Source organism: Companilactobacillus sp. RD055328, assembly GCF_022835675.1.
Classification (GTDB): Bacteria; Bacillota; Bacilli; order Lactobacillales; family Lactobacillaceae; genus BQUT01.
In genome coordinates this window covers 347,161-369,875 of sequence record NZ_BQUT01000001.1, presented here as the reverse complement: position 1 = coordinate 369,875, position 22,715 = coordinate 347,161, and the positions used below count along the sequence as shown (strand labels likewise).

The 22,715-nt window shown below is 33.4% G+C and carries 23 protein-coding genes and 1 rRNA gene; 15 read left to right on the top strand and 9 right to left on the bottom strand.

Translation table 11 applies throughout. From position 1 onward, the window contains the following. From rrf to RD055328_RS01895, 6 genes are all read left to right on the top strand, one after another. Nucleotides 1–94: ribosomal RNA gene (rrf, locus tag RD055328_RS01920) — 5S ribosomal RNA — on the top strand; the annotation flags it as partial. A 274-nt stretch (nucleotides 95–368) separates the two neighbouring features. After that, on the top strand, nucleotides 369–1,562 hold the full coding sequence (locus RD055328_RS01915) for an MFS transporter (protein WP_244087137.1): 1,194 nt from the start codon (nucleotides 369–371) through the stop codon (nucleotides 1,560–1,562). After that, nucleotides 1,562–2,470: an alpha/beta hydrolase gene (locus RD055328_RS01910; RefSeq protein ID WP_244087136.1), complete on the top strand. Its 909-nt coding sequence runs from the start codon at nucleotides 1,562–1,564 to the stop codon at nucleotides 2,468–2,470. The genes RD055328_RS01915 and RD055328_RS01910 overlap by 1 nt, the downstream gene beginning before the upstream one ends. 15 nt (nucleotides 2,471–2,485) lie before the next feature. After that, nucleotides 2,486–2,935, top strand: a complete 450-nt coding sequence (locus RD055328_RS01905) for a hypothetical protein (RefSeq protein WP_244087135.1) — start codon at nucleotides 2,486–2,488, stop codon at nucleotides 2,933–2,935. Further along, complete coding sequence (locus tag RD055328_RS01900) at nucleotides 2,936–3,778, top strand: sulfite exporter TauE/SafE family protein (protein ID WP_244087134.1); 843 nt, start codon at nucleotides 2,936–2,938, stop codon at nucleotides 3,776–3,778. Next, nucleotides 3,778–4,137, top strand: a complete 360-nt coding sequence (locus RD055328_RS01895) for a DUF1634 domain-containing protein (RefSeq protein WP_244087133.1) — start codon at nucleotides 3,778–3,780, stop codon at nucleotides 4,135–4,137. The genes RD055328_RS01900 and RD055328_RS01895 overlap by 1 nt, the downstream gene beginning before the upstream one ends. 11 nt (nucleotides 4,138–4,148) lie before the next feature. Here the strand turns inward: RD055328_RS01895 and RD055328_RS01890 are convergent, their stop codons facing one another. The 5 genes from RD055328_RS01890 to nrdH all read right to left on the bottom strand — a co-directional run bounded on the left by RD055328_RS01890 (nucleotide 4,149) and on the right by nrdH (nucleotide 9,445). Beyond that, entirely contained in the window at nucleotides 4,149–5,510 is a 1,362-nt protein-coding gene (locus RD055328_RS01890) for a cytosine permease (RefSeq protein ID WP_375708058.1), read from the bottom strand. A gap of 188 nt (nucleotides 5,511–5,698) precedes the next feature. Further along, on the bottom strand, nucleotides 5,699–6,661 hold the full coding sequence (gene nrdF / locus RD055328_RS01885) for a class 1b ribonucleoside-diphosphate reductase subunit beta (protein ID WP_244087131.1): 963 nt from the start codon (nucleotides 6,659–6,661) through the stop codon (nucleotides 5,699–5,701). A gap of 24 nt (nucleotides 6,662–6,685) precedes the next feature. After that, on the bottom strand, nucleotides 6,686–8,851 hold the full coding sequence (gene nrdE, locus RD055328_RS01880) for a class 1b ribonucleoside-diphosphate reductase subunit alpha (RefSeq protein WP_244087130.1): 2,166 nt from the start codon (nucleotides 8,849–8,851) through the stop codon (nucleotides 6,686–6,688). Continuing rightward, nucleotides 8,838–9,212 (bottom strand): class Ib ribonucleoside-diphosphate reductase assembly flavoprotein NrdI, encoded by a 375-nt coding sequence (gene nrdI, locus RD055328_RS01875; RefSeq protein WP_244087129.1) that lies wholly within the window; start codon nucleotides 9,210–9,212, stop codon nucleotides 8,838–8,840. The genes nrdE and nrdI overlap by 14 nt, the downstream gene beginning before the upstream one ends. 2 nt (nucleotides 9,213–9,214) lie before the next feature. Then, nucleotides 9,215–9,445: a glutaredoxin-like protein NrdH gene (nrdH, locus tag RD055328_RS01870; protein WP_244087128.1), complete on the bottom strand. Its 231-nt coding sequence runs from the start codon at nucleotides 9,443–9,445 to the stop codon at nucleotides 9,215–9,217. A gap of 311 nt (nucleotides 9,446–9,756) precedes the next feature. Between nrdH and RD055328_RS01865 the strand changes: the two genes are divergently transcribed. Further along, the gene (locus RD055328_RS01865; protein ID WP_244087127.1) at nucleotides 9,757–10,380 is read left to right on the top strand and encodes an LVIS_2131 family protein; all 624 of its coding nucleotides are present in this window, start codon (nucleotides 9,757–9,759) and stop codon (nucleotides 10,378–10,380) included. Nucleotides 10,381–10,439: 59 nt separating this feature from the next. On the opposite strand, the gene RD055328_RS01860 is transcribed toward RD055328_RS01865, so the two are convergent. Continuing rightward, a complete protein-coding gene (locus RD055328_RS01860; protein WP_244087126.1) occupies nucleotides 10,440–10,649 on the bottom strand; it encodes a DUF2187 domain-containing protein in 210 nt (69 codons plus the stop codon). Between the two features lie 131 nt (nucleotides 10,650–10,780). Between RD055328_RS01860 and RD055328_RS01855 the strand changes: the two genes are divergently transcribed. The 3 genes from RD055328_RS01855 to RD055328_RS01845 all read left to right on the top strand — a co-directional run bounded on the left by RD055328_RS01855 (nucleotide 10,781) and on the right by RD055328_RS01845 (nucleotide 13,483). Beyond that, complete coding sequence (locus RD055328_RS01855) at nucleotides 10,781–11,668, top strand: zinc ribbon domain-containing protein (RefSeq protein WP_244087125.1); 888 nt, start codon at nucleotides 10,781–10,783, stop codon at nucleotides 11,666–11,668. Between the two features lie 115 nt (nucleotides 11,669–11,783). Next, nucleotides 11,784–12,350: a guanylate kinase gene (locus tag RD055328_RS01850; RefSeq protein WP_244087124.1), complete on the top strand. Its 567-nt coding sequence runs from the start codon at nucleotides 11,784–11,786 to the stop codon at nucleotides 12,348–12,350. A gap of 149 nt (nucleotides 12,351–12,499) precedes the next feature. Next, nucleotides 12,500–13,483: a C40 family peptidase gene (locus RD055328_RS01845; protein ID WP_244087123.1), complete on the top strand. Its 984-nt coding sequence runs from the start codon at nucleotides 12,500–12,502 to the stop codon at nucleotides 13,481–13,483. Between the two features lie 97 nt (nucleotides 13,484–13,580). On the opposite strand, the gene RD055328_RS01840 is transcribed toward RD055328_RS01845, so the two are convergent. Further along, a complete protein-coding gene (locus tag RD055328_RS01840) occupies nucleotides 13,581–14,027 on the bottom strand; it encodes a MarR family winged helix-turn-helix transcriptional regulator (protein ID WP_244087122.1) in 447 nt (148 codons plus the stop codon). A gap of 30 nt (nucleotides 14,028–14,057) precedes the next feature. After that, complete coding sequence (hflX, locus tag RD055328_RS01835) at nucleotides 14,058–15,314, bottom strand: GTPase HflX (RefSeq protein WP_244087121.1); 1,257 nt, start codon at nucleotides 15,312–15,314, stop codon at nucleotides 14,058–14,060. Between the two features lie 164 nt (nucleotides 15,315–15,478). On the opposite strand from hflX, the gene RD055328_RS01830 reads away from it, so the two are divergent. Genes RD055328_RS01830 through RD055328_RS01820 form a run of 3 tightly spaced genes read left to right on the top strand, consistent with a single transcriptional unit; the run spans nucleotide 15,479 to nucleotide 18,238 of the window. Further along, complete coding sequence (locus RD055328_RS01830) at nucleotides 15,479–16,666, top strand: phosphopentomutase (RefSeq protein WP_244087120.1); 1,188 nt, start codon at nucleotides 15,479–15,481, stop codon at nucleotides 16,664–16,666. A gap of 12 nt (nucleotides 16,667–16,678) precedes the next feature. Further along, complete coding sequence (gene deoD / locus RD055328_RS01825) at nucleotides 16,679–17,389, top strand: purine-nucleoside phosphorylase (RefSeq protein ID WP_244087119.1); 711 nt, start codon at nucleotides 16,679–16,681, stop codon at nucleotides 17,387–17,389. 60 nt (nucleotides 17,390–17,449) lie between these two features. Beyond that, entirely contained in the window at nucleotides 17,450–18,238 is a 789-nt protein-coding gene (locus RD055328_RS01820) for a Bax inhibitor-1/YccA family protein (protein WP_244087118.1), read from the top strand. Nucleotides 18,239–18,296: 58 nt separating this feature from the next. Here RD055328_RS01820 and RD055328_RS01815 read toward each other — a convergent pair whose 3' ends face one another. After that, a complete protein-coding gene (locus tag RD055328_RS01815) occupies nucleotides 18,297–19,964 on the bottom strand; it encodes an APC family permease (RefSeq protein ID WP_244087117.1) in 1,668 nt (555 codons plus the stop codon). Nucleotides 19,965–20,097: 133 nt separating this feature from the next. Here RD055328_RS01815 and RD055328_RS01810 point away from each other — a divergent pair, with 133 nt between their 5' ends. Together RD055328_RS01810 and RD055328_RS01805 are read left to right on the top strand one after the other, a co-directional pair. Continuing rightward, nucleotides 20,098–20,856 (top strand): ABC transporter ATP-binding protein, encoded by a 759-nt coding sequence (locus RD055328_RS01810; RefSeq protein WP_375708057.1) that lies wholly within the window; start codon nucleotides 20,098–20,100, stop codon nucleotides 20,854–20,856. Between the two features lie 9 nt (nucleotides 20,857–20,865). Next, nucleotides 20,866–22,671, top strand: a complete 1,806-nt coding sequence (locus tag RD055328_RS01805; RefSeq protein WP_244087116.1) for an FtsX-like permease family protein — start codon at nucleotides 20,866–20,868, stop codon at nucleotides 22,669–22,671. The last annotated feature ends 44 nt before the right edge of the window (nucleotides 22,672–22,715 follow it).

The following is a 22,715-nucleotide window of genomic DNA, read 5'->3' as shown; positions in this document are numbered from 1 at the left end:
TACACCTGTTCCCATGTCGAACACAGAAGTTAAGCTTCTTAACGCCGATAGTAGTTGGTGGGAAACTGCCTGCGAGGATAGGAAGTTGCCACGCAAATTAAAAGATCTTAGCGAATGCTAAGATCTTTTTTTATGTTCTTTAATTGAAATGATGATGATAGTCGTGTAGTATATAACTTGCGATGAGTCGAGAGTCACGTTAAAGTGACAGTAGATTATGACGGAGTGCTGCAATTCTACCGGATGTAGATGTGCTTTTACAATTGTGTGAACCTTTTGTAATTACTTTTAGTACCGTCTTGCATGCCATGGGATTTTTCTCATGGTATTTTTTTATTAATTGGAAGATATTAGAAAGGAGAGAACTTATGAGAGAACAACGTCGATGGTTACTAATTCTTAATACTACATTTAATATGGTGTTGGGTTTTATTCTGCCAGTTAACACAATATTTATAAATAAAAACTTGGGAGAACCATTGATGACCGCCGGGTTCGTTTTAATGGTGTATTCTGGAACTATGATGGTCGGGAATGCCATTGGCGGAGTTATGTTTGATAAGTTCTCTAAACGTGGCACCCTACTAATAGGGTATGCCATTTCAATTACTTGTTTGCTGATTATGTCCTTTCATCATGTTTGGCCTAGCTATGCCTTTATTTTAGCTGTTTTAGGGTTTGGTATGGGGCTTTCTTATACTGCCATTAATGCATATACAGCTTTTATGGCTGAACAAGCCTACGGAGATACTCGAGTTATTTTTAATAATATGTATTTAGCCGCTAATATGGGAATTGCTTTGGGGTCAACAGCTGTTGGCTTTATTTTTAAAGCTAGTATTTTTTGGACTTTCTTCACTCCTGTCATCTTTTTTGCTTTAAGTATTATAATTGTGTTGACTAAAGGTAACGTACTTAACTACGTTAATGATAAAAAAGATTCAACAGAAAGAAAAAATACTTCAGATATTATTGAACACGACCCAAGAGCACTTATAGGAAATAAACGTTTTGTATTAAACCTAATGATTATTTCGTTATCAGTATTTTTAGTATGGGTTGGGTACTCACAGTGGGATAGTAATATGTCTGTGTATATACTAGATCAAGGTTTAACAACTCGTGATTACGGATTAGTATTTACAGCCAATGCTGCATCATTACTAATTATTCAGCCAATCGTAAATCGATTTATTTCAAAAATATTCAAACAATTTAAATATCAATTACTATTAGGAACAGTTATCATGGGATCATCATTTCTATTGTTGCCATCGGCTAGAACTTTCTGGGCATTCATTGTCAGCATGTTAGTTTTAACATTGGGTGAATCAATGGTATTTCCAACTATTCCGGCTTTATTAAGCAAGCTATCAACTAGAAAGAATCGCGGAACAATTCAGAGTATCTATAGCATCTTTGGGTCTTTAGGGCGTGCAGCAGGACCTTATGTCGGAAGTTTGATTATTACGTGGGTTTCATATTCAAGCTTGTTTATAGCCATTGCTGCGTCGATGGTCTTAGTAGGAATTGCAATGCTAGGAATTAAGGAGCAAAGTTAATGATCTATGTTTTGCTAGCTATCTTATTAATTGGTGCTAATTTGACAATTGTTATCAAAAAAATATTTGAAGCTACTCATATTCGTGATTCTAAGGCACTAGGTAGTAAGGAAATTATTTTTCCTGAAAGCCATCCTTTATATAAAAGAACTGCTGAATTTAAAGAATTACCACATGAAATTTGGTCAATGAATCGGGATGGACTTGAATTAAAAGCTTTTTATTATGAACAAAAAAAGCCAAGTGACAAAACAATTATTTTAGTACATGGTTTTGGAGCTACTCATAATTCCTTAAATATATTTGGGCAATTATTTTACCAACTAGGATTTAATGTCTTAATGCCCGATAACCGAGCTGCAGGAATTAGTGAAGGCAAGTATATGAGTTTTGGATTCCATGAAAAAACAGATGTATTAGCTTGGATTGATCAACTTAACGAAAAAATTTCCAATCAAAAAATTGTTCTTTTTGGTGCATCAATGGGAGCTGCAACAATATTACAAACACTTAGTTTGCAGTTACCTAATAATGTGGTTGCGCTTATTGAAGACTCTTCATATATAGGAACTTCAGAAATTATTGAGTTTCATGCTAATAAAAAAGTTGGTAAGATTGCTAAATTGATTGTTCCTCTTCTTTCGGCTTACTCCAAAATCAAATTAGGTTTCTGGTATAGTGAAGCTAGTCCTCAACAAGCTATTAAAAATAGTAATTTACCAATAATGTTTATTGCAGGTGGAAAAGACCAAACAGTGCCACCAATTATGAGCAAAAAGTTGTATGATAGTTATCAAGGTCCCAAGGATTTTTATGAAAATCCACAAGGAATTCATATTCGTTCTTACAATCAAGATCCTCCAGCGTATGAATTTATGATTAAAGATTTTTTGAAAAAATATATTTAGGTATAGGTTATATAAATGAAGATTACAGTCGAAGACTATATTGAATTTGTCGAGAACGAGAAATATGCTACTAAAGCTGTAGCAATTAAAGAAAGTGATTTTGATTCAAAGATTTCTGCTGCAATTGATAAGGCAGTTGACTTTGGTGAGGATAGTTTAGATTCAGGGAAACTATTTGAATATCAAATCAATGTTGGCAATACAACATTCTTAATTCAATCAGGAATTATCAATTTACCTTTCCAAGATGCAAAAAAAGTCACTCATTTTTTTGAAGCAGGGCAAGAAGTTGAAACAAAAATTTATTTGATTACTAAGTCTGAATTTTTAAATAAATCTAAGTTCCGCATTGAAGAAGTTTCTGATAATTCAGAATTAAATGATGAAACAAAATCAATGATTATTGATTTTATGAAAAATCAACTAGCTGTAATTGAAAAAGGTGAAAATAGTGAGGAAGAATAAGTGAACAGTATTCTTATTTTACTAATAGTTGGGATATTAGCTGGTGTTATAGGATCATTATTAGGACTTGGTGGTGGAATGATTGTCACGCCAATTTTAACAATGATGATGGGACTAGATATTAAGTACGCTATTGGAGCAAGCGTAATTTCAGTTATTGCCACTAGCTCAGGAGCTTCTATTGCTTATCTTAAAGACGACATGCTTAATTTAAGAGTTGCTATGTTTTTAGAGATAGCGACAACTGTAGGAGCAATTTCTGGTGCCTTATTAGCTGGAGTTTTCTCCGCTTCAGTTTTATATGTCTTATTTGGAGTTTTATTAGCATATTCGGCAATTAATATGGTATTCAAGCTAGTCAAAAATCAAAAAGATGTCGTTAATATTGCTAACGATAATCTATCTACTAAATTAAAACTTAATGGTAGTTACTACGATAAGACTACTAATGAACAAATTGATTATTCAGTTACACATGTTCCTGGTGGATTTTTGATGATGATAGGAGCTGGATTAGCCAGTGGGCTATTAGGAATTGGTAGTGGAGCTTTTAAAGTTATTGCAATGGATTCTATTATGAAGATGCCACTTAAACCATCAAGTGCTACAAGTAATTTGATGATGGGAGTAACAGCTGCTGCAAGTGCTACCGTTTATTTCTTTAGTGGTGCAATTAAGCCGGAAATTGCGGCACCATTAGCAATTGGAGTGTTGGTGGGAGCAACAATCGGCTCACGTATCATGCAACATTTAAGTTCACGTGTTATTCGAATGATTTTTGTTCCGATTATTATATTCATGGGAGTTCAGATGATATTGAAAGGATTCGGTATTAACATCTAATGGATAAAGAAACTCAAGAAATGAAAAAAATTGAAGTAATAATAGGACAGATACTTAGAATTGGAGTAGTTATATCCGTTGGGATAATTGCTATAGGTATCATACTTTATTTATTCAGTGGAACTGGTGGTTATGCTAATAATGCTTTTCCAACTTCAATTTATGATATTGTAATTGGAGTCAACCAAGGTAAGCCATATGCGTTTATGATGTTAGGATTATTATTCTTAATTTTCACTCCGGTTTTACGTGTTATCGTATCTATCTACGCTTTTGCTAAAGAACGGGATACAATGTATACCGTAATCACTACAATTGTACTAATTATATTAATCATTGCGATGATAATAGGAATATAAAAAAGAAGCTCTTAATGAGCTTCTTTTATTTTGCTTAAAATATAGTAAATAATTCCAGTGATAATAATTGCTACGAAAGTAACACCGATGTTATTAGTGAACCAACCTACTTGTCTTAAAACGAAATAGACAACAACACCGATAATCCAAGAACCAAATGCTAATAAATTAATACCGTGATAGTACCAGTATTTACCTGTAGTATTATCAAATTCTTCGATGTTATATTTGCGATGTCTCAAGATGAAATAATCAGTTAAGAATATAGCAATTTCAGGTCCTAAGAACATTCCAATTCCATCAAGGAACAACTGAAATGTTTCTAAAAAAGTAGCTACATATGCAGGAATGAAGGTAACAAAAGTTGCAGCAATAGTTACGATGAATAGGGCGGTTTTTAGCTTAATCCGACTAAAAATATTAGTGATTGCAGAACCGGCAGCCATTAGATTAACGGCATTAGCGGTAGTGCTAGTTAACATAATTACAATTAAAGCGAGAGCGCCAAGTCCAAGTTTGGTAGCGATAGTACTAGGATCTGAATTATTGGGATCGAACTTATCAATAGTAATTGCGGTAGCTATTGTCGCAATTAATCCCATCAAAGCAAACCAGATTAATCCAATGTTAGCTCCTAAGAAAGAATACCAAGTGGCTGATTTTTTAGTTTTTGCAAAACGACTGAAATCAGCAGCTGCAGTTACCCAAGCTAAGTTGAAAGCTGCAAGTATATCAATTGCTGAACCAGAAGATAATGAGAATTCAGAACTTGGTCGCCAAGCGATAATCTCTGATAAAGGCACGGTTCTCAAAACGATAATTGATTCCCAAATGACAAAAATTGTTACCAACACAATTCCCACTCGTTCAATCCAGCGTACAGATTTTTCGCCGAGGGAAATACTTAGAAGATGGAGAATTGACATAATGATGATTCCGGCAAAAATACCAACTCTATCCATAGCTTGATTATTAGCATTCCAGCCGAAGATATCTCTTAATATATAGCTAACAGAGATAGCTGCAATATAAGTATTAACCGCTGCCCAACCAATGAATTGGATAACGTTAATTATGGAAGGTAATATAGAACCTTTAATTCCAAAAGATCCACGAGTTAGAGACATGGTGTTTAAACCTGTCTCATAACCCATTAGAGAGGTTAAAGCTAGTAACACATAAGACAAACAACCAACTATAATTAATAACGTAGATGATGTTAAAAAGCCGCAAGCGGCAATTACTCCACCGATGTACCAAGTTCCGTTATTGGCATTCGCACCAATCCAAGTAGCGAACATATCCCAACTACTCATTGACCTTTGTTGTTCTGTAATAACATTTCGTTTCTTAAAATCCATCTTGCTCTCCATTTCTAGAGAAGGAATTAACCAAAATAAAAAATCGCTCAGTAAAAGAGCGATTTGCTGTAGGCAAATTTGAGTTAAGTCGCTCCCTTGCCAGCCTCTCAGGACTGGAGTTAAAAGAATTTATAATGTAAGTGTACGAATTAATGACACCTAAGTCAATTAAAAAAAGAAGCCGTTAGGCTTCTTTTTATTTATCTACCAATATCGTAATCATCTTGGTTCATGGCTTCAACGTGTCCAAGTAAGTAACCATTACCAACTTGTGAGAAGAAGTCATGGTTGTTAGTTCCAGTTGAAATACCGTTCATAACAATTGGGTTAACGTCTTCAGCTGTATCTGGGAACAAAGGATTTTGGCCTAAGTTCATCAAGGCTTTATTGGCGTTATATCTTAGGAATGTTTTTACTTGTTCAGTCCAGCCAATACCGTCATAAAGATCTTCAGTATATTTTTCTTCGTTTTCGTATAGCTTATAAAGAAGGTCATACATCCATTCTTGGAATTTAGCTTGTTCTTCTTCAGATAGTTCATTAAAGCCTACTTGGAATTTATATCCAATATAAGTTCCGTGAACTGATTCGTCACGGATAATTAATTTAATGATTTCAGCAACGTTAGCTAATTTGTTATTACCTAAGTAATAAAGTGGAGTATAAAATCCTGAATAGAATAAGAAAGTTTCAAGGAAAACACTAGCGACTTTCTTTTCTAGAGCTGTTCCGTTTTGATAGATTTCATTAATGATTTTTGCCTTCTTTTGAAGTGCTTCATTATGATTAGTCCAATCAAAAATCTCTTCAATTTCTTCTGTAGTATTCAAAGTACTAAAGATTGATGAGTAACTCTTAGCATGGACTGATTCCATAAATTGGATATTATTGAAAACAGCTGTTTCTTCTTGGGTGCGGACATCTTTTCTTAATTGATCAATTCCGTCTTGTGATTGTAAGGTATCTAGCAATGTCAAACCACCAAATACGTGTCCAACAATATCATGTTCGTCCTTACTTAATTCACGCCAATCATCTAAGTCATTAGAAAGCGGAATACGAGTATCTAACCAGAATTGTTCAGTTAATTTTTCCCAAGTGGCTTTATCGATTTTATCTTCGATTTGGTTCCAATTTATAGCTTCGTAATACATATCAGCCATGTTAAAAGTTTCTCCTTATGTTTTTTATATTATACAGCTTTCACAGTCATTACTTCCGACTTCGTTTTCGTCATCAGTAAATGTACGTACATAATAAAGCGATTTAATACCTTGGTAATAAGCATAGTTACGTAAGATATTTAAATCACGAGTTGATTGTTTTTCATCAGTTTTCCATTCATAAATTCCTTCAGGAATTGAAGATCTGATGAATAATGTCAAACTCATACCTTGGTCAATGTGTTGTTGAGCAGATGCATAAATATCAATAACTTTACGCATATCTGTGTCATAAGCTGACTTGTAATATTTAATAGTTTCATTATCCAAGAATGGAGCAGGGAAGTAAAGCTTACCATTCTTCTTTTCTTGGCGTTCTTCAACCAGACGAGTGATAGGTTGTAAACTTGCACTTGTGTTATTGATGTAAGAAATGGAACCAGTTGGAGCAACGGCCAAACGGTTTTGGTTATATAAACCATCTCTTTGAACTTTAATTTTCAATTCTTCCCAATCTTTTTCGGTAGGAATGAAAATACCATCGAATAATTCTTGCACACGTTTTGTCTTAGGTTGGAAACTCTGAGTAGTGTAAGTGTCAAAGTATGTACCATCAGCATATTTTGATTTTTCAAAATTATGGAAAGTTTCTTTGCGTTCGCGAGCAATATTGTTACTTTCGACTAAAGTCCAGTAGTTAAGAAGTAAGAAATATGTGCCAATGAATTCAATCGATTCTTTTGATCCATATTCTATATGATTCTTAGCTAAGTATGTATGAAGACCCATGGCACCAAGTCCGATTGAATGGCTAAGTTTGTTACCGTTAGCGACTGTCGGAACGGATTCAATATTTGAAGTGTCAGATACATAAGTTAACGCACGAGTCATAGCAGCAACAGATTGACCAAAGTCAGGACTAGCCATCATGTTAAGAATATTTGTTGAACCAAGATTACAGCTGACATCAGTTCCTAATTGTTCATATTCTTGTGATTCGTTAAGAATAGAAGGAATTTGAACTTGTTGAATTTCGGAACACAAATTACTCATGATAATTTTGCCGTCAATTGGGTTAGCACGATTAACAGTATCTATATTCAAGATATAAGGGTAACCAGATTCTTGTTGTAGTTTACTGATTTCGTTTTCTAATTCACGAGCATTAATCTTATATTTAGTAATCTTATCATTAGCGACCATGTTGTCATATTCAGCGGTAATATCAACATATGAGAACGGCGTATTATAGATTCTTTCAACATCATAAGGACTAAATAGATACATTTCTTCATTTTTTCTAATTAGTTCGTAATATTTATCAGGAACAATAATTCCTAGAGAAAGTGTTTTTACACGAATCTTTTCATCGGCATTTTCTTTTTTAGATGATAAAAAGGCAATAATATCGGGATGGAATATGTTTAAGTAAACAGCCCCGGCACCTTGACGTTGGCCTAATTGATTACTGTAACTGAAACTATCTTCAAGAAGCTTCATGACAGGCACAACACCACTTGATGAACCCTTAATTCCTTTAATAGGAGAACCAGCTTCACGCAAATTGGACAAAGTAATACCAACACCACCACCAATACGTGAAAGTTGAAGGGCACTATTAATAGAACGGCCAATGCTATTCATATCATCTGTAACTTGAATAAGGAAACAAGATACGAATTCACCACGACGCTTACGTCCGGCATTCAAAAATGTTGGTGTAGCTGGTTGATAACGCTGAGCAATCATTTCTTCAGCAATGGTCTTTGCTAATTCTTCATTACCATCAGCATACATAAGAGCATTGAAAAGAATACGCATTTCGTAGTCTTCGATATAATATTCTTTATCATTAGTCTTTAAAATGTATTGATTGTAAAGTTTGTAAGCAGCCATGAATGATTGAAATTCAAAATTTTGTGCTTTTAAGTTCTTATATAGATCTTCAACAAAAGAGAAACTATATTTTTCAACGATTTCTTTTTCAATGTAGTCATTATCGATTAAATAATCGATATGCTCTTGCAGTGAATCGAACTTTTTAGTGTTTGGAGCAACATTCTGCTCGAAGAATGCTTTAATAGCATCCTTATCTTTATTCAACGGAATTTTTCCGTCAATAGGACGATTTATTTCATTATTTAATTCAAAATATGTGACGTTTTTTACGTCTAAATTATTTAACCCCAATTGTATTCACTACTTTCTTAAATTCTTCGACATCGTGGTCGGTACCGTTAAATTCATATTCGTAAAGCACGGGAACATGCAACCCCTTAGCAATGTCTCGACCGGTGTGGTTGAAAAGTGAATTAAAATTACGGTTTCCACTTCCTACAACACCTTGAATATTTTGTTTATTTGTTTTGTAACTGAGAAAATCAATGACAGAGTCCATCATGTCGTCGTCGTATGAAGGAACTACCAAAATAAAAGGCCGACCCATTTCGTAGAAAGGATCGGCATCGATAATTTCATATGCTTCTAAACCGGTTTTTTTTATGAATCTTCTTGTTTGACCGGTTACAGAATAATAGGCAATATTAGGCATACTTAATCAACGAGGCCTTTCAATGCGTCTGGACGGAATCCTACAATTGGATCGTTATCATTTTGCATTACGACGGGAACGCTTTGATAACCAAGTCCCTTCAAATAATCGATAGCTTCAGGTTCATTGCTAACGTTGATTTCTTGAAAATTAACGTTATGTTCTGATAGGTATCTTTTAGTCATTTTGCATTGCATGCAGTTATTTTTACTATATACAACTATGTTATCCATGATAATTACTTCCTAAATTAATTTGTTTTTTTATATATGACTAGTATATGCCATTGTTTAAAAAACACAACATATTGTGTGTTATTTTTTTTGAAATACTGTATGCTGTGGTCCTATAACTCAGCAATGGTAAGGGTTTTCAAGAAAAATTAAAAATTATTTAAAAGTTAGTCTACGAAGCTTTGTGTTTTTAAAGAAGGTTATTAAATCAACATTTACATATTTGTAGTGAAAATAGTTAAGTAGTAAACTCAATAAATTAATAGAATATGTTAAAATTTGTAGTAAGTATTAATATAGGAGAATTAGTTATGGGCTCAAGTTGGAATTTTGTTGGAATTATCGCTTGGATTATTCTGATAGGTTGGTTTATTTTCATCATTCACGATATACGCCGCCGTCATTTAAAAATGATTGTTGTTGATAAAAAAAGATTTTCTTTTCTGGGAACAATCGTTGATATTTTAGAAATAATTGTATTAGTTGCAGGCTTCTTTTTTATGAGTTCAGTAACATTCTTTAATCATGTTAATGTAAATGACGATAAGCAAGTATCGATTTCTTATGAGTACGAACCTTTAGTTATTCAAACGTCAGGATCTATTGGACATTACGTTGAAAAAGAGAATAATGGGAAGACTTCTACTGACAAATATACATATTGGGTCGCTAACGCCAAGTACACAATTACCAGTCGTAATGCATCTGTAATTGATGACTCAAGTCGATTAGATGACTCAGCAATTGCCAATTATCCTTGGAATAAAAAAGAATTATTAAAGAATGACAAGAATTATCAAGAAGCTTTTGTTGTAACATTGAATGCAAAATACAAAAACAATTTTATGAACGGACTAGGTCTACATGCTGGTCGTCATGCAACGGATTACACACTTATTAAAATACCGAGCGCTAATTTTATGATTGATAAATAAGAATCCAATAAAAAACACCTAAGACAATAACTGTCTTAGGTGTTTTTTATTATATAAATTTATTTTGCTAACTTAACACTTTCGATGTTTACAACGATTTTATTATTTAACTCAGCGACATTGGCATCATCTTTTGGATCGTTGCTGACGATTTCAAGTAACACTGAATGTTCATAAATTTTTTCAACTTTACCTGTAAAAGGATGATCCATATCTTCTTGAACTTTTCCTTCGACAAAATCATCAATCTTAATATCTTCGATTTTCATATTTAAATGCTCCTCTGGATTAAATAAAAACAATAACAACATACTACTATATATTAAGTATATTTACAATTTATTCCTTTTTTTAAAAGTTCGATTATAATAGAAACAATATATTTTTAAGGAGTGACTTTATGATTTGTCCAAACTGTCATGAAACAATACCTGTTAATTCAAAATTTTGTCCTAATTGCGGTATTGAACTTACAATGAAAAATGAATACGAAAAAAGAGAAGAGAATCCGTTGAATAGTCGCCGTTCAATGGAACATCAAAATGTATTTTTGGCGTATGCAAAAAACAACTTCCTTCTATTATTAATTTCACTAGTGATTATCGCTATTTTATTTTACTTTAAGACGGTTGTTGGTATTATTGCGTTAGCTCTGGTACTTATGACTTATTATTTACGTGCAACGGCAACTAATGGTAAAAAAGAAGGTGCTTCAAAAAAAATAGAACAACGACTTTCTAAATCAACTGAGCCTATTGTAAATACTAATCAAGAAGTGGGAACGCAACCGTCATATTCCCAACCGGTACGTCGTAGATTTAATAGTATATCTAATGTAATAATTCTACTTATTAGTGCGGCTGTAACATTAATGGCTAATTTTTTTGGGAACTTTATACAAATTGATGCTCAAGCAGCCAACTTTGACACCAGTACGCCGATGACTTTATATCAGGCATTGAACTTAGGAGGAATTGCGGCCAAGTTCACTAATGTATTGAATATTCAAATTGATATTCAAGGTATTTTGACAGCTGTATTTTATATTTTAGTAGCTTTACCGGCGTTGGTAATTCTATTAACTTTCTTTGGCGGAAGATTTTCAAGATTTGTATTAAGTTTGATGGCATTTGCGGCATACTTAGGAGCAATCGTTTATCTATATTATGAAACAACTCAATTACAGTTGATTGGTATAACGTTAGGATTGACGCCTGGTATTATGTTCTATGTAGCTATTCTATCGTCATTTGTTATGTTGATTTTCTCAACTAAGGTAAGAAAATAATTAACAAAGTCTAACAGGTTAATCTTGTTGGACTTTTTATTTATAAATATAAAACTTTGTAAATGAGGAAAAACACGATATGATTGTTCAAGATTATTAATAAAGGATAAAAAAGTTGGATAAAAATAAACGATTAATTGTAATAACAGGTGCCAGTGGAAGTGGCAAGTCAACTTTATCTAAATACTTAAAAGAGGAACTGGGAGTATTGCCGATTATTACGCATACAACTAGAGAACCTAGACAGTATGAAAAAGATGGAGTCGACTATTATTTTGAAACAGAAAAATCTTTTTTTGAAAATCATTTATTGGAAAATGTTCATTATGGAAGTTTTCGGTACGGATCTTCTAAAGAAGGATTACAAAAAGCGTGGGACAAAGCGGACTTAGTATCAATTGTTGTGGACTCTAAAGGTGCGAAAACATATCTAGATGAATATCCAGATAACGCAATGGTTATCTATTTAGAGGTCAATTCTGTAGATGAACTACGTCAACGACTAATAAATCGTGGTGATAGTATGGAAAAAATTGAGCAGAGATTGAGTAGTGAAGAATTTCTGCGAGACATGAAGGTTCCGGATTATTTAAAAAATCGAGCCTTTGTTGTAAAAAACTTTGATTTTGACACTGTGAAATGTGAAGTCAGGCAATATATTGGTAAGCGTTTAACAAGCTAATAAGAAAAGTAATCAAACTTTGTAACATGTTTGTAAAGTTATATTAATTGTTTGTTAATTGTAATAAAAAAATAGGGTGTTATTCTATTTAGCGTAGGTTATTAATAAAAGTATAAAAATAAAAATTTGAACACCTAAGGGGTAAAACATTGAAAAAGAACGCATTTAAACATAGTATTGTAGGTTTATCAGGACTTGTACTTCTAAGTATGACAGCTAACAGCGTATCAGCTGCTACAGAAGGTACAGTTAACTATAAAGATGGTGCAACAACTGCATGGACAAGCCCAGAAGCTGGCCAAAAAGTTGATTCATATCTTGCTAAAGATCAAAAAGTTTCAATTGCTTCAGAAAAACAAGTTTTTGGTGACAAATGGTACAAGCTAGACAACGGTACATGGGTTGCTGCTAAGTACATCTCAACAAACGGTTCAGCTGCTAAAGAAACAACAGCTACACCATCAACACAAAACATTACAGTTAGCTATGCTGCTGGTGCCGTAACATTATGGTCAGACGCTAACTCAGGTGTTGCTACTGGTAAATATGTATTTAACGGTGACAAACTTGCTGTTAAATCAACAAAAACTGTTTACGGTTCAACATGGTACCAAGTAGACGGCGGATGGGTTTCAAGTGAATTCGTTTCAACAAACGGACAAGCTGCTGCTCAACCAGCTGCAACTACAACACCAGCTGCTCAACCAGCTGCAACTACAACAACAACACAAGCTACTCAAACAACACAAAAATCAACACCTGCAGCATCAACACCAGCTGCTCCTTCAACAAGTGTTAATGCATCTGGTGCCATTTCACGTGCAATGGCACAAATCGGAAAACCTTATCAATGGGGTGCTTCTGGTCCAAACGCATTTGACTGTTCAGGTCTTATAAGATATGCATTAGGTATCGGTGGCAATGCTGCTACACAATCAAGTATGGGTACAATGGTATCTATTAGCGCACTTCAACCAGGAGACTTAGTATTCTGGGGTGGACGCGGTTCAGCTTATCACGTAGCTCTTTACATCGGTAACGGACAATATGTACATGCTACAAAACCTGGTGATACAGTTAAAGTGGCAACAATCTCATCATACTTCATGCCTTCATTTGGTGTACGTCTATAATAAGAGATTGCAAAAGGATAACTCAAAAGAGTTATCCTTTTTTCTTTGCTAAAAAAGAGTATAAGAAAAAGAACTACCATTAATATGGTAGTTCTTTTTACAATTCTCCAGCATCAATCATTACTTTTTGTTTAAACTCATTCATTAAATTTAACATTTCACGTGCTTTATCTTCACCAAAAGCGTCGATCCAAGATTCAAAGCGAGTTTTAATTTTAGGTAGTAGATCGTCAACAACTTTTCTACCGGTTTCAGTTAAGTGTAAAATCATACGACGACGATCTTCGGGATCAATTTCTTGCTTGATATAGTTATTCTTAATCAAAACTCCGGCTTGCCTCGAAATTGCTCCACGAGTTACATGACGTTTAGCGGCAATGTCCTTTAAACTGATAGAACTATCAGTGTTTATTTCTTGTAAAATTAAAAATTGTTCGAAAGACAAACCGTATTCTTGTGTGGGTTTAGACACGAGGTCTTCAATATATTTAATTGCTGAGACATAAATATCGATATATTCTTGTAATAATACAGTTTCCTTCATTGTTTTCTCCTAAAGTTTTTCAAAAGCGCGCTAAACTAAGTATACCGCAAGTTTTTTATATTCTAAAGGGCTTAAGCGCAATTCAAACTCGGTTCCGTCATCTTTGTACATTTGACTAATTATGTCCAAATTTTCGTTAATATATGAAACAATATTGCCATCAGTATATGGAATCAAAAATTTACCAATTTTTTGATCTTTAAAAATATGTTCTTTTATTAAATCAATTAAAGTGTCGATAGATTTTTCATCCATTGCTGAATAGTAAAGGTCGCCACCTTCGATTTGAGGATAAGAAATATCCTTCAAATCTGCTTTGTTGTAAGCAATAATCTTTGGCTTATCAACAACACCAACTTCTTTAAGCGTTTGATCAGTGACAGCTATTGTTTTATCAAAATTAGGGTCTGAGAAATCAATTACTTGAATGATTAAATCTGCATCACTAGCTTCAGCTAAAGTAGATTTGAATGATTCAACTAAGTTATGTGGCAATTTATTAACAAAACCAACTGTATCTGATAGCAAGAACTTTGTGTTATCGGCTAATGTAATATTACGAACTGAGGTATCTAAAGTAGCAAATAACATATCTTTTTCGAAGACTTTATTATCTTCATTTGAACTAACACTCTTGTTTAATAGTGCGTTCATGGTAGTTGATTTACCAGAGTTAGTATAACCAACTAAAGCAACTGTAGGAATTGAATTTTCTTTACGTTTTTTATTTTGAGTTTCTAAATTTTGATCAATTTCTTGTAGCTGCTTTTTTAGATAGGTAATACGATTACGGATAACTCTTCGATCAAGTTCGAGTTTTGTTTCACCAGCACCACGGTTAGTACCTGATCCCCCTTTTTGTTGATCTAGAGGATTACCAGATGGGTGAATTCTTGGTAACTCATATTGTAATTGAGCGATTTCTACTTGTAGCTTTGATTGCTTAGTCTGAGCTCGACTAGCAAAGACTTGTAGAATCAATTCAGTTCTATCAATAATAGTTAACCCGGTTTGTTCTTCAAGGTTTCTGATTTGTGATGGTGATAGTTCATCATTAATAACGATAACTTGTACATCACTATCAGTAGCTAAATGTTCTAGTTCTTCAACTTTACCCTTACCAAAATAAGTTGCACCAACAACTTGGTCAAGATTTTGTTTGATTGTATCAACAACTTCCATATTATTAGCTTCGCACAATGATTTTAATTCTGTCATTGAATAATCAAAATCTTCTTGTAAATGACTAACACCAGCTGTGATAACTTTTGTAAATTCTTCGTTCATAAATACCTCAACGCCTAGGATTATCGCGTTTACTTTCTTAATGATAGTAACATGTTCTGAACTTAACTAAAAGAACGAGGGTGGTACTATTTTAGTGATAATATAAAGAAGTATTATAATGAAGTAGATTGAGCTATGTTGTTTATTAAAAAAGGAGACAGATAATGGCTTACAATCGAGTATTTACAATTGTAATGGATTCGGTGGGTATTGGTGAGTGTCCAGATTCAGTGAAATATCACGACGATGGTGCTGATACTTTAGGACATGTTGCTAAGTATTATGATGATAATTTTAAAATACCTAATTTGACCAAACTAGGGTTAGGGAATATTAGAAAAGATAATCCACTTACTGGTATCGAAATAATGAATCCAGCCTTAGGATATTTTGGAAAAATGCAAGAAGTGTCCGTTGGTAAGGACAGTATGGATGGACATTTTGAAATGATGGGTCTTCCGGTGAAAGAAGAACTAGGATTTTTCCCTAATGGTTTTTCTCAAGAACTGATTAAAAAAATCGAAAAGTTTAGTAATAGAAAAGTTATCGTAAATAAGCCATATTCGGGAACAGAAGTTATTCGTGATTATGGAGAACAACAACTAGCTTCAGGCGACTTAATTGTCTATACGTCGGGCGATTCCGTGTTGCAAATAGCTGCTCATGAACAAAAAATCGAACTGAATGAATTGTACAGAATTTGTGAATATGTTCGCTCTATAACAATTGATAAACCTTATCGAATAGGGCGGATAATTGCTCGTCCTTATGTTGGAACTGATACAAACAACTTCATTAGAACCGCTAATCGACATGATTATGCATTACAACCCACTTCTAAAACAGATTTAGATATATTATCAGAAGCTGGGTTAGACGTTTTGGCTGTTGGAAAAATAAATGACATATTTTCTGGCAATGGAATTACATCAGAAGTTCATACTATTAGTAATGAAGATGGAATGAACAAAACAATCGAGAATCAAAAACAAGATTTTCATGGATTCAGCTTTACTAATCTGGTTGATTTCGATGCTATGTATGGTCACCGCCGTGATTTGGAGGGTTTTGGACAAGCTGTAATTAAGTTTGATGAACAACTTGGTCAGTTTTTAGATGAGATGAATCCTGATGATTTGTTAATTGTTACTGCTGATCACGGTAATGATCCCGGATTTAGGGGGACTGATCACACTAGAGAATATGTACCGTTACTTGTTTATTCACCAAGTATGAAAGAAAGTGGATCTTTAGGTATTCGAAGTACATTTTCAGATTTAGGAGCGACTATACTAGATAATTTTGGATTGAATAATAATGTTGGAACTAGTTTTTTAAGTCAATTAAATTAAAGGATGGAATTTATGAGTACACATATTAATGCACAAAGAGATGACATTGCTGAGATTGTTTTATTACCAGGAGATCCATTAAGAGCTAAGTATATTGCTGAAACATTCTTAGAAGATGTTACACAGTATAATACAGTTAGAAATGCTTTTGGATATACCGGAATGTATAAAGGAGTCCGAATATCCGTTCAATCTACCGGGATGGGAATGCCTTCTATGTCAATTTATGCGACAGAATTAATTCAAAACTACGGAGTAAAACAGTTAATTCGTGTTGGAACAATGGGTGGAATTGGCAAGAATATTAATGTTCGTGATGTTGTAATTGCCCAAGCAACAAGTACAGACTCTGCTATGGCAGAAAATATCTTTGATAATGGTATTCATTTTGCACCAATAGCTGATTTTGAAATGATAGCAGAAGCTGCAAAGATTGCACAAAATAAAAACATTTCAGTCAAAGTAGGTAATATTCTAACTGAAGACAGATTCTATAATGATGAAATCAATAGAGAAAAACTGGCTAGCTATGGCATAATGGGATGTGAAATGGAGACTGCAGCATTATATATATTAGCTGCTAAGTATGATGTCAAAGCTCTATCAATTCTAACTATCAGTAATCATATAATAACTGGTGAAGAAACAACGTCAAAAGAACGTGAAACTACTTTTAACGACATGATTAATATTGCTTTAGAAACAGCAATAAGTACTAAATAGTATAATAAAATTATTAAAGTATAGTATGATATATATTAAATAAAAAAAGAGGTTAAATATTTGCCAAAAGATTTGAATGATTTAAAAAACAACACGGGCTCAAGTATCGTTGAGAAATCACATTTTGTGAGCGAAGCTAGTAAGATAGCTGCGGAAGATAATGAATTAAGTAAGTTGAAACAACATGTTGCACGTACTTACGGAATCTTTATCGTGGAGCTATTCTTAACAGGATTAGTTGCTTATTTCATGAGTACGCAACCACAATTATTAGGACAAATAACATCGGTTATGTACGCCGGCATGGGTATTCCATTAATATTAGTAATTTTTGGAGTATTTGCATTATTAAATAGAGCACAACGCAGTGAATCAGTTGGACTAAGTGTGCTATTGACGTTAGCAGTTATTGCAGTAATTGGTATTCCATTAGGAATAATTCCTTACGTATATAATTCTTTGGTTGTTTATGAAGCATTGGCAGCTACATCAATTATTTATATAACAACTGCAGTTTATGGATTAGTAACCAAGAAGAACTATACTACTTGGGGTGGCCCATTATTTGGAGCTCTAATTGCGGTTATAGTTATGATGATAATTAGTAATTTTGTTCATAACAGTTGGCTAACAATGGGTATTTTATTAGCTAATATTTTGATTTTTACATTGTATATTATTTACGATAATCAAATGATAAAAGTTCAATTCTTAGCTAAATTACGCGATGGTGTTAGCGACAGTTCAAAATCTTGGTGGTTGTTGGCACTATCAAGTTCGACAAACATTTATCTAGACTTCATTAACTTATTCATGAGCATTTTAAGATTATTGGGTAATAGAGACTAATTAAATAGCAAACAAAAAAAGAGAGTGAATATTAATTCACTCTCTTTTTTGTTTTGAATTAAGCTAATTCTTTACTTTGTTTAAATGCGCGGTAACCAAGAACGAAGCCGGTAGCGGCAACACCTAAAACTATAAGTACTTCAATTGCTAATTCGATATTAGAAATCATAGCTGAGTTAATAGTATTACGTTTAGAAATTCTAAACAAAGGAATGATTGTAAATGTAATTAATGTTGCTCCTAATGTATAGAAGACAGCTAGATTACGCTTGTTAACTGTAGCACTGTGATTGCGTTCATACTTAGCGATGAATGGTAGCAAGACACCAATTGCAATCATAATTAATGGTTCAACTATGTTAAGCACAATTACGTGCCAATAAGCTGTTGATCCAAAAGGTTCATCGATTTGGAAAACTGATAAACAAGCAAATGAGAAGGTGAAGATTAAACACCACCAACCAACTACTAAGGCAAGTTTACGGTTCTTAATAAAAACAAATTTTGATGGGAATTCTGTTTGTCTTAAACGAACTGTAATAAATGAAGTGAACAAGAAACAAGTTGCAAACGGTGAAACAATTCCGTTCAAGTTCAATAGTTGATTAAAGATAGAATTCATATTTGGCAAAGTAGCACTAAGGATCAAAATAATAGTACAGATTGCTGTTGTTAACCAATAACCATTAATAGGTAGTCCACGTTTGTCTGTCTTAGTAAGACCTTCTGGTAAGAATTTCTTAGCAGTATCTGAGAAGAACATTCTTGTACCGGCGTCAATTAGAACAGCAAGTTGGGCCATCATATATATGGCTTGCGTTATTGAGAAGATATACATGAATAATTGACCCACACCGAATTCATTACCCATATATTGGAAAGCATAGTAAGAACCATTCATTTTTAAATCATGAGGTAAGTCATGAGCGTTAAAGAAGATTCCTAGTGAAAATGATCCTAATACAGTTAAGAATCCGGTCATAATAGCTAGCATCCACATAGCTTTAGAAAAATCACGACCACCGTTTTTCATCTTATTAACATATGGGGCAATATATTCAGAACCATTCATGGCAAAGATGAAGAGCCCTAGAGTTGTGAAGTATTGAAAATTGAATTTTGGAATAATTGATTTAAAAGTAAATGGTTGTGAATGAGGAGTACCACCTTTGCCAAGATAAGCAAAGGTCATAATGACATACAAGATAGTCATTATAAACATAGCACCACCACCAAGAATTCCTAACCATTGTAAGGAATTACGTAAACGATGCTGAATAAAAATAAATAAAGTAAAAATAAGTGCTGTAAGTAAAGCGAAAAGACTGTTGCTCATATTATCTTGCATAGAAGGGTCACCATTGATTAGCCAACCAAATGATACGATCATTGAGTTAGCAACATCAACCAAGTAAGGTAAACCTACGACCCAATAAGTCCAAGCGGCAACATAACCCCAAGTGTCACCCCAAGTACCACGTACCCAAGATGAAAGACCTCCACCTTCTTTATTAAATACGGATCCTAAGTGACCCACCATCATTTCGTAAGGAATAACGAATAAAAATAGCATTAAAATCCAAGTTGTAATTGTTCCTAGTCCTTGGTTTTGGAAATTATAGATAATATCATCAAAGCCAATAACTGTTACGAAGTCCATTAGGGCGATAACTGGCCAGCTAATATACTTCTTTTCCGAACCTAGTTCAAATTGTTCTTGCGGCATCGGATTGTCCTTCTTTCTATTATATAAATTTAAAACACAACTTTAAGATTATACAACAATTTTTTATTTTGTTAAAAATAACTTGTAAAATTAATTTTAGTGTATTAGTATAGTGGTACACATAAATGGAGGGATGATTATTATGAATGTTGTACAAGTAAAAAATATTGAAAAAATTTATGGATCGAAAAACGAAAAACACTACAAAGCTCTATCTGATATAGATTTTGAAGTTGAGAATGGTGAATTTGTTGGAATTATGGGAGCTTCAGGTTCTGGTAAAACAACACTATTAAATATCTTATCGACTTTAGATAAGCCAACAAGTGGCGAAGTAACTATCAATGGTAAAGATGTAACTAAGTTGAAGGGGAATCAAATGGCAGACTTCCGTGCTCACGAAGTTGGGTTCATCTTCCAAGATTTCAATTTGTTAGAAAATTTAACAGCTTATGAAAATATTGCCTTGCCATTATCACTTCAAGGACGTAAGAGTTCAGATATTTCTGAAGCGGTAAATAAAATTGCTAAAAAATTAGGATTGGAAGAAATATTGGATCATTATCCTACTGAATTATCAGGGGGACAAAAACAACGTGTTGCTTCTGCTCGTGCCTTGGTTCATGAACCAGCAATACTATTCGGTGATGAACCTACTGGAGCATTAGATTCAAAGAGTGCCCGTGCATTACTAGAAACAATGGAAAAAATTAATCGAGAAGATGATGTTTCTATATTATTAGTTACGCATGATCCATTCTCAGCAAGTTATTGTAGCCGAATTTTATTTATAAAAGACGGAAAAATTGATCAAGAAATTAAACGAGGTGCTAGTTCAAGAAGTGAATTCTATCAAGAAATATTAGATTCACTTGGAACTTTTGCAGAATAGGAGATAAATATGTTAAACAAATTAGCATTAAGCGGGATTAAGAACCGCTTACGAGATTATAGTGTTTTGTTCTCTGGGTTAATGATTTCTGCGGCCATTTTTTATATGTTTATGTCGTTAGCAACTAATAAGGATTTCTTAGTTAAGAACTCACCATCATCAGTAACCTCTGTGATTTTTGGTTTTGGGATAGTGCTCTTAGCAATCATTACATTAGTGTATATCGTCTATGCTAACGGATTCTTATTGAGTATGCGTCAGCGTGAATACGGGATGTTTATGATGTTAGGTGCTAGAGGAAGCAAAATCAGTCGTATGATTTTTGTGGAAACTTTAGTTATCGGTACTATCTCAACATTAGTAGGGACTCTTATTGGTGTTGGATTAACTCAAGTATTAAGTGGATGGTTAATTGATACTTTGAATATGCAAATCAAACATTTCAATGCATTCTATTTACCGGCAGTTATATATACCTTACTATTCTTTGTAGTGATTTTTGCAATCGCAGCGATGAGAAATGGTATTAGTCTACGTAGAACAAACGTTTTGAAATTGTTAAACAGTGAAAAACAACCAACGAGAATCAAAAAAGTTGGTTTGGGTAAATTAATTCAAGCAATTATCGGTGTTGTTTCTTTAGGTATTGGTTATTATGCAATGTTACATTTAGCGCAAGGAGTTTATTTATATCTTGCAACAGCCGTGATTGGTATTACATTAGGAACATATCTAGTAATTAATTCGTTATTCAGTTGGATTATTAAGGTATTAAAGAGTAACAAGAAGTATTCAATGAAGAAGTTAAATAACTTCACATTGTCACAATTAGGTTTTCGAATTACTGATTATACAAGAATCTTATCTGTTGTAGCGATGCTCTTTGCTTTAGCGTTAGGTGCTATAACTACGGGTGTTGGATTCAAAGGTTTAATAACAAAAACTACTGATTCAAATAATTATTATGATGCAGTTGTTCATGATATGAATGCGACACAAAGAAAAAATGTTTCAAAAATTGATGTTAAATCACAAGCTACTTATGAATACAAAACACTAAAAGGTGGCAAAACAGTAGTCTTTAACCAAGATCAATTCAAGCAACATAACTTAAAAGTTAAAGATTATAGCAAGAGTATTAATAATGTAGACAGTAAGGTTAAATATCTAAATTATAATTTTAGCACTAAAGAACAAATTGAAAATATTCAATTAACAGAATTATGGGATCAACTTCCGGGAGCATTTGAAGACTTACAGGCTAAAGTAGTAAGCGGAGATGAATACGCCAAAATAAATGCTAAGTCATCAACGCTTACAATGATTAAATCAAAAGACTTCTACAAAAATATCTCAGCTATTAAAAAAGTTGCACTATATGATGCAGCTCATCACTACTCAAGTCCGTTTGGGCAAAAGTATCAAAATTATCAGTTAGCAAGTGGGATCTTCTCAGGATTAGAATTCATGGGGATGTTCTTAGGAATAGCTTTCCTAGCTATGTTAGCAAGCTGTTTGATGTTTAAGATTCTTTCAGGTGCAGCTAGTGATGTTAAACGCTATGAAATGATGAGAAAAATGGGAGTTCGTGACGGATGGTTATCACAATCTATCAAAAAAGAGATAGCAGTACTATTTCTAATTCCTGGAATCTTAGGAGTAATTCATGTGTTAGTTGGATTGAAGATGTTTGGTCCATTATTACCACATCCTTATGAAGGAATCTTCTATCCATTTACTGGATTCTTCATTTTATACTTAATGTATTACGTAATTACTACCATGCTATATCAAAGAATTGTTTTAAAAAAATAGAATACTAATAAAAAGGTAGTCTCAATTATTGAGACTACCTTTTT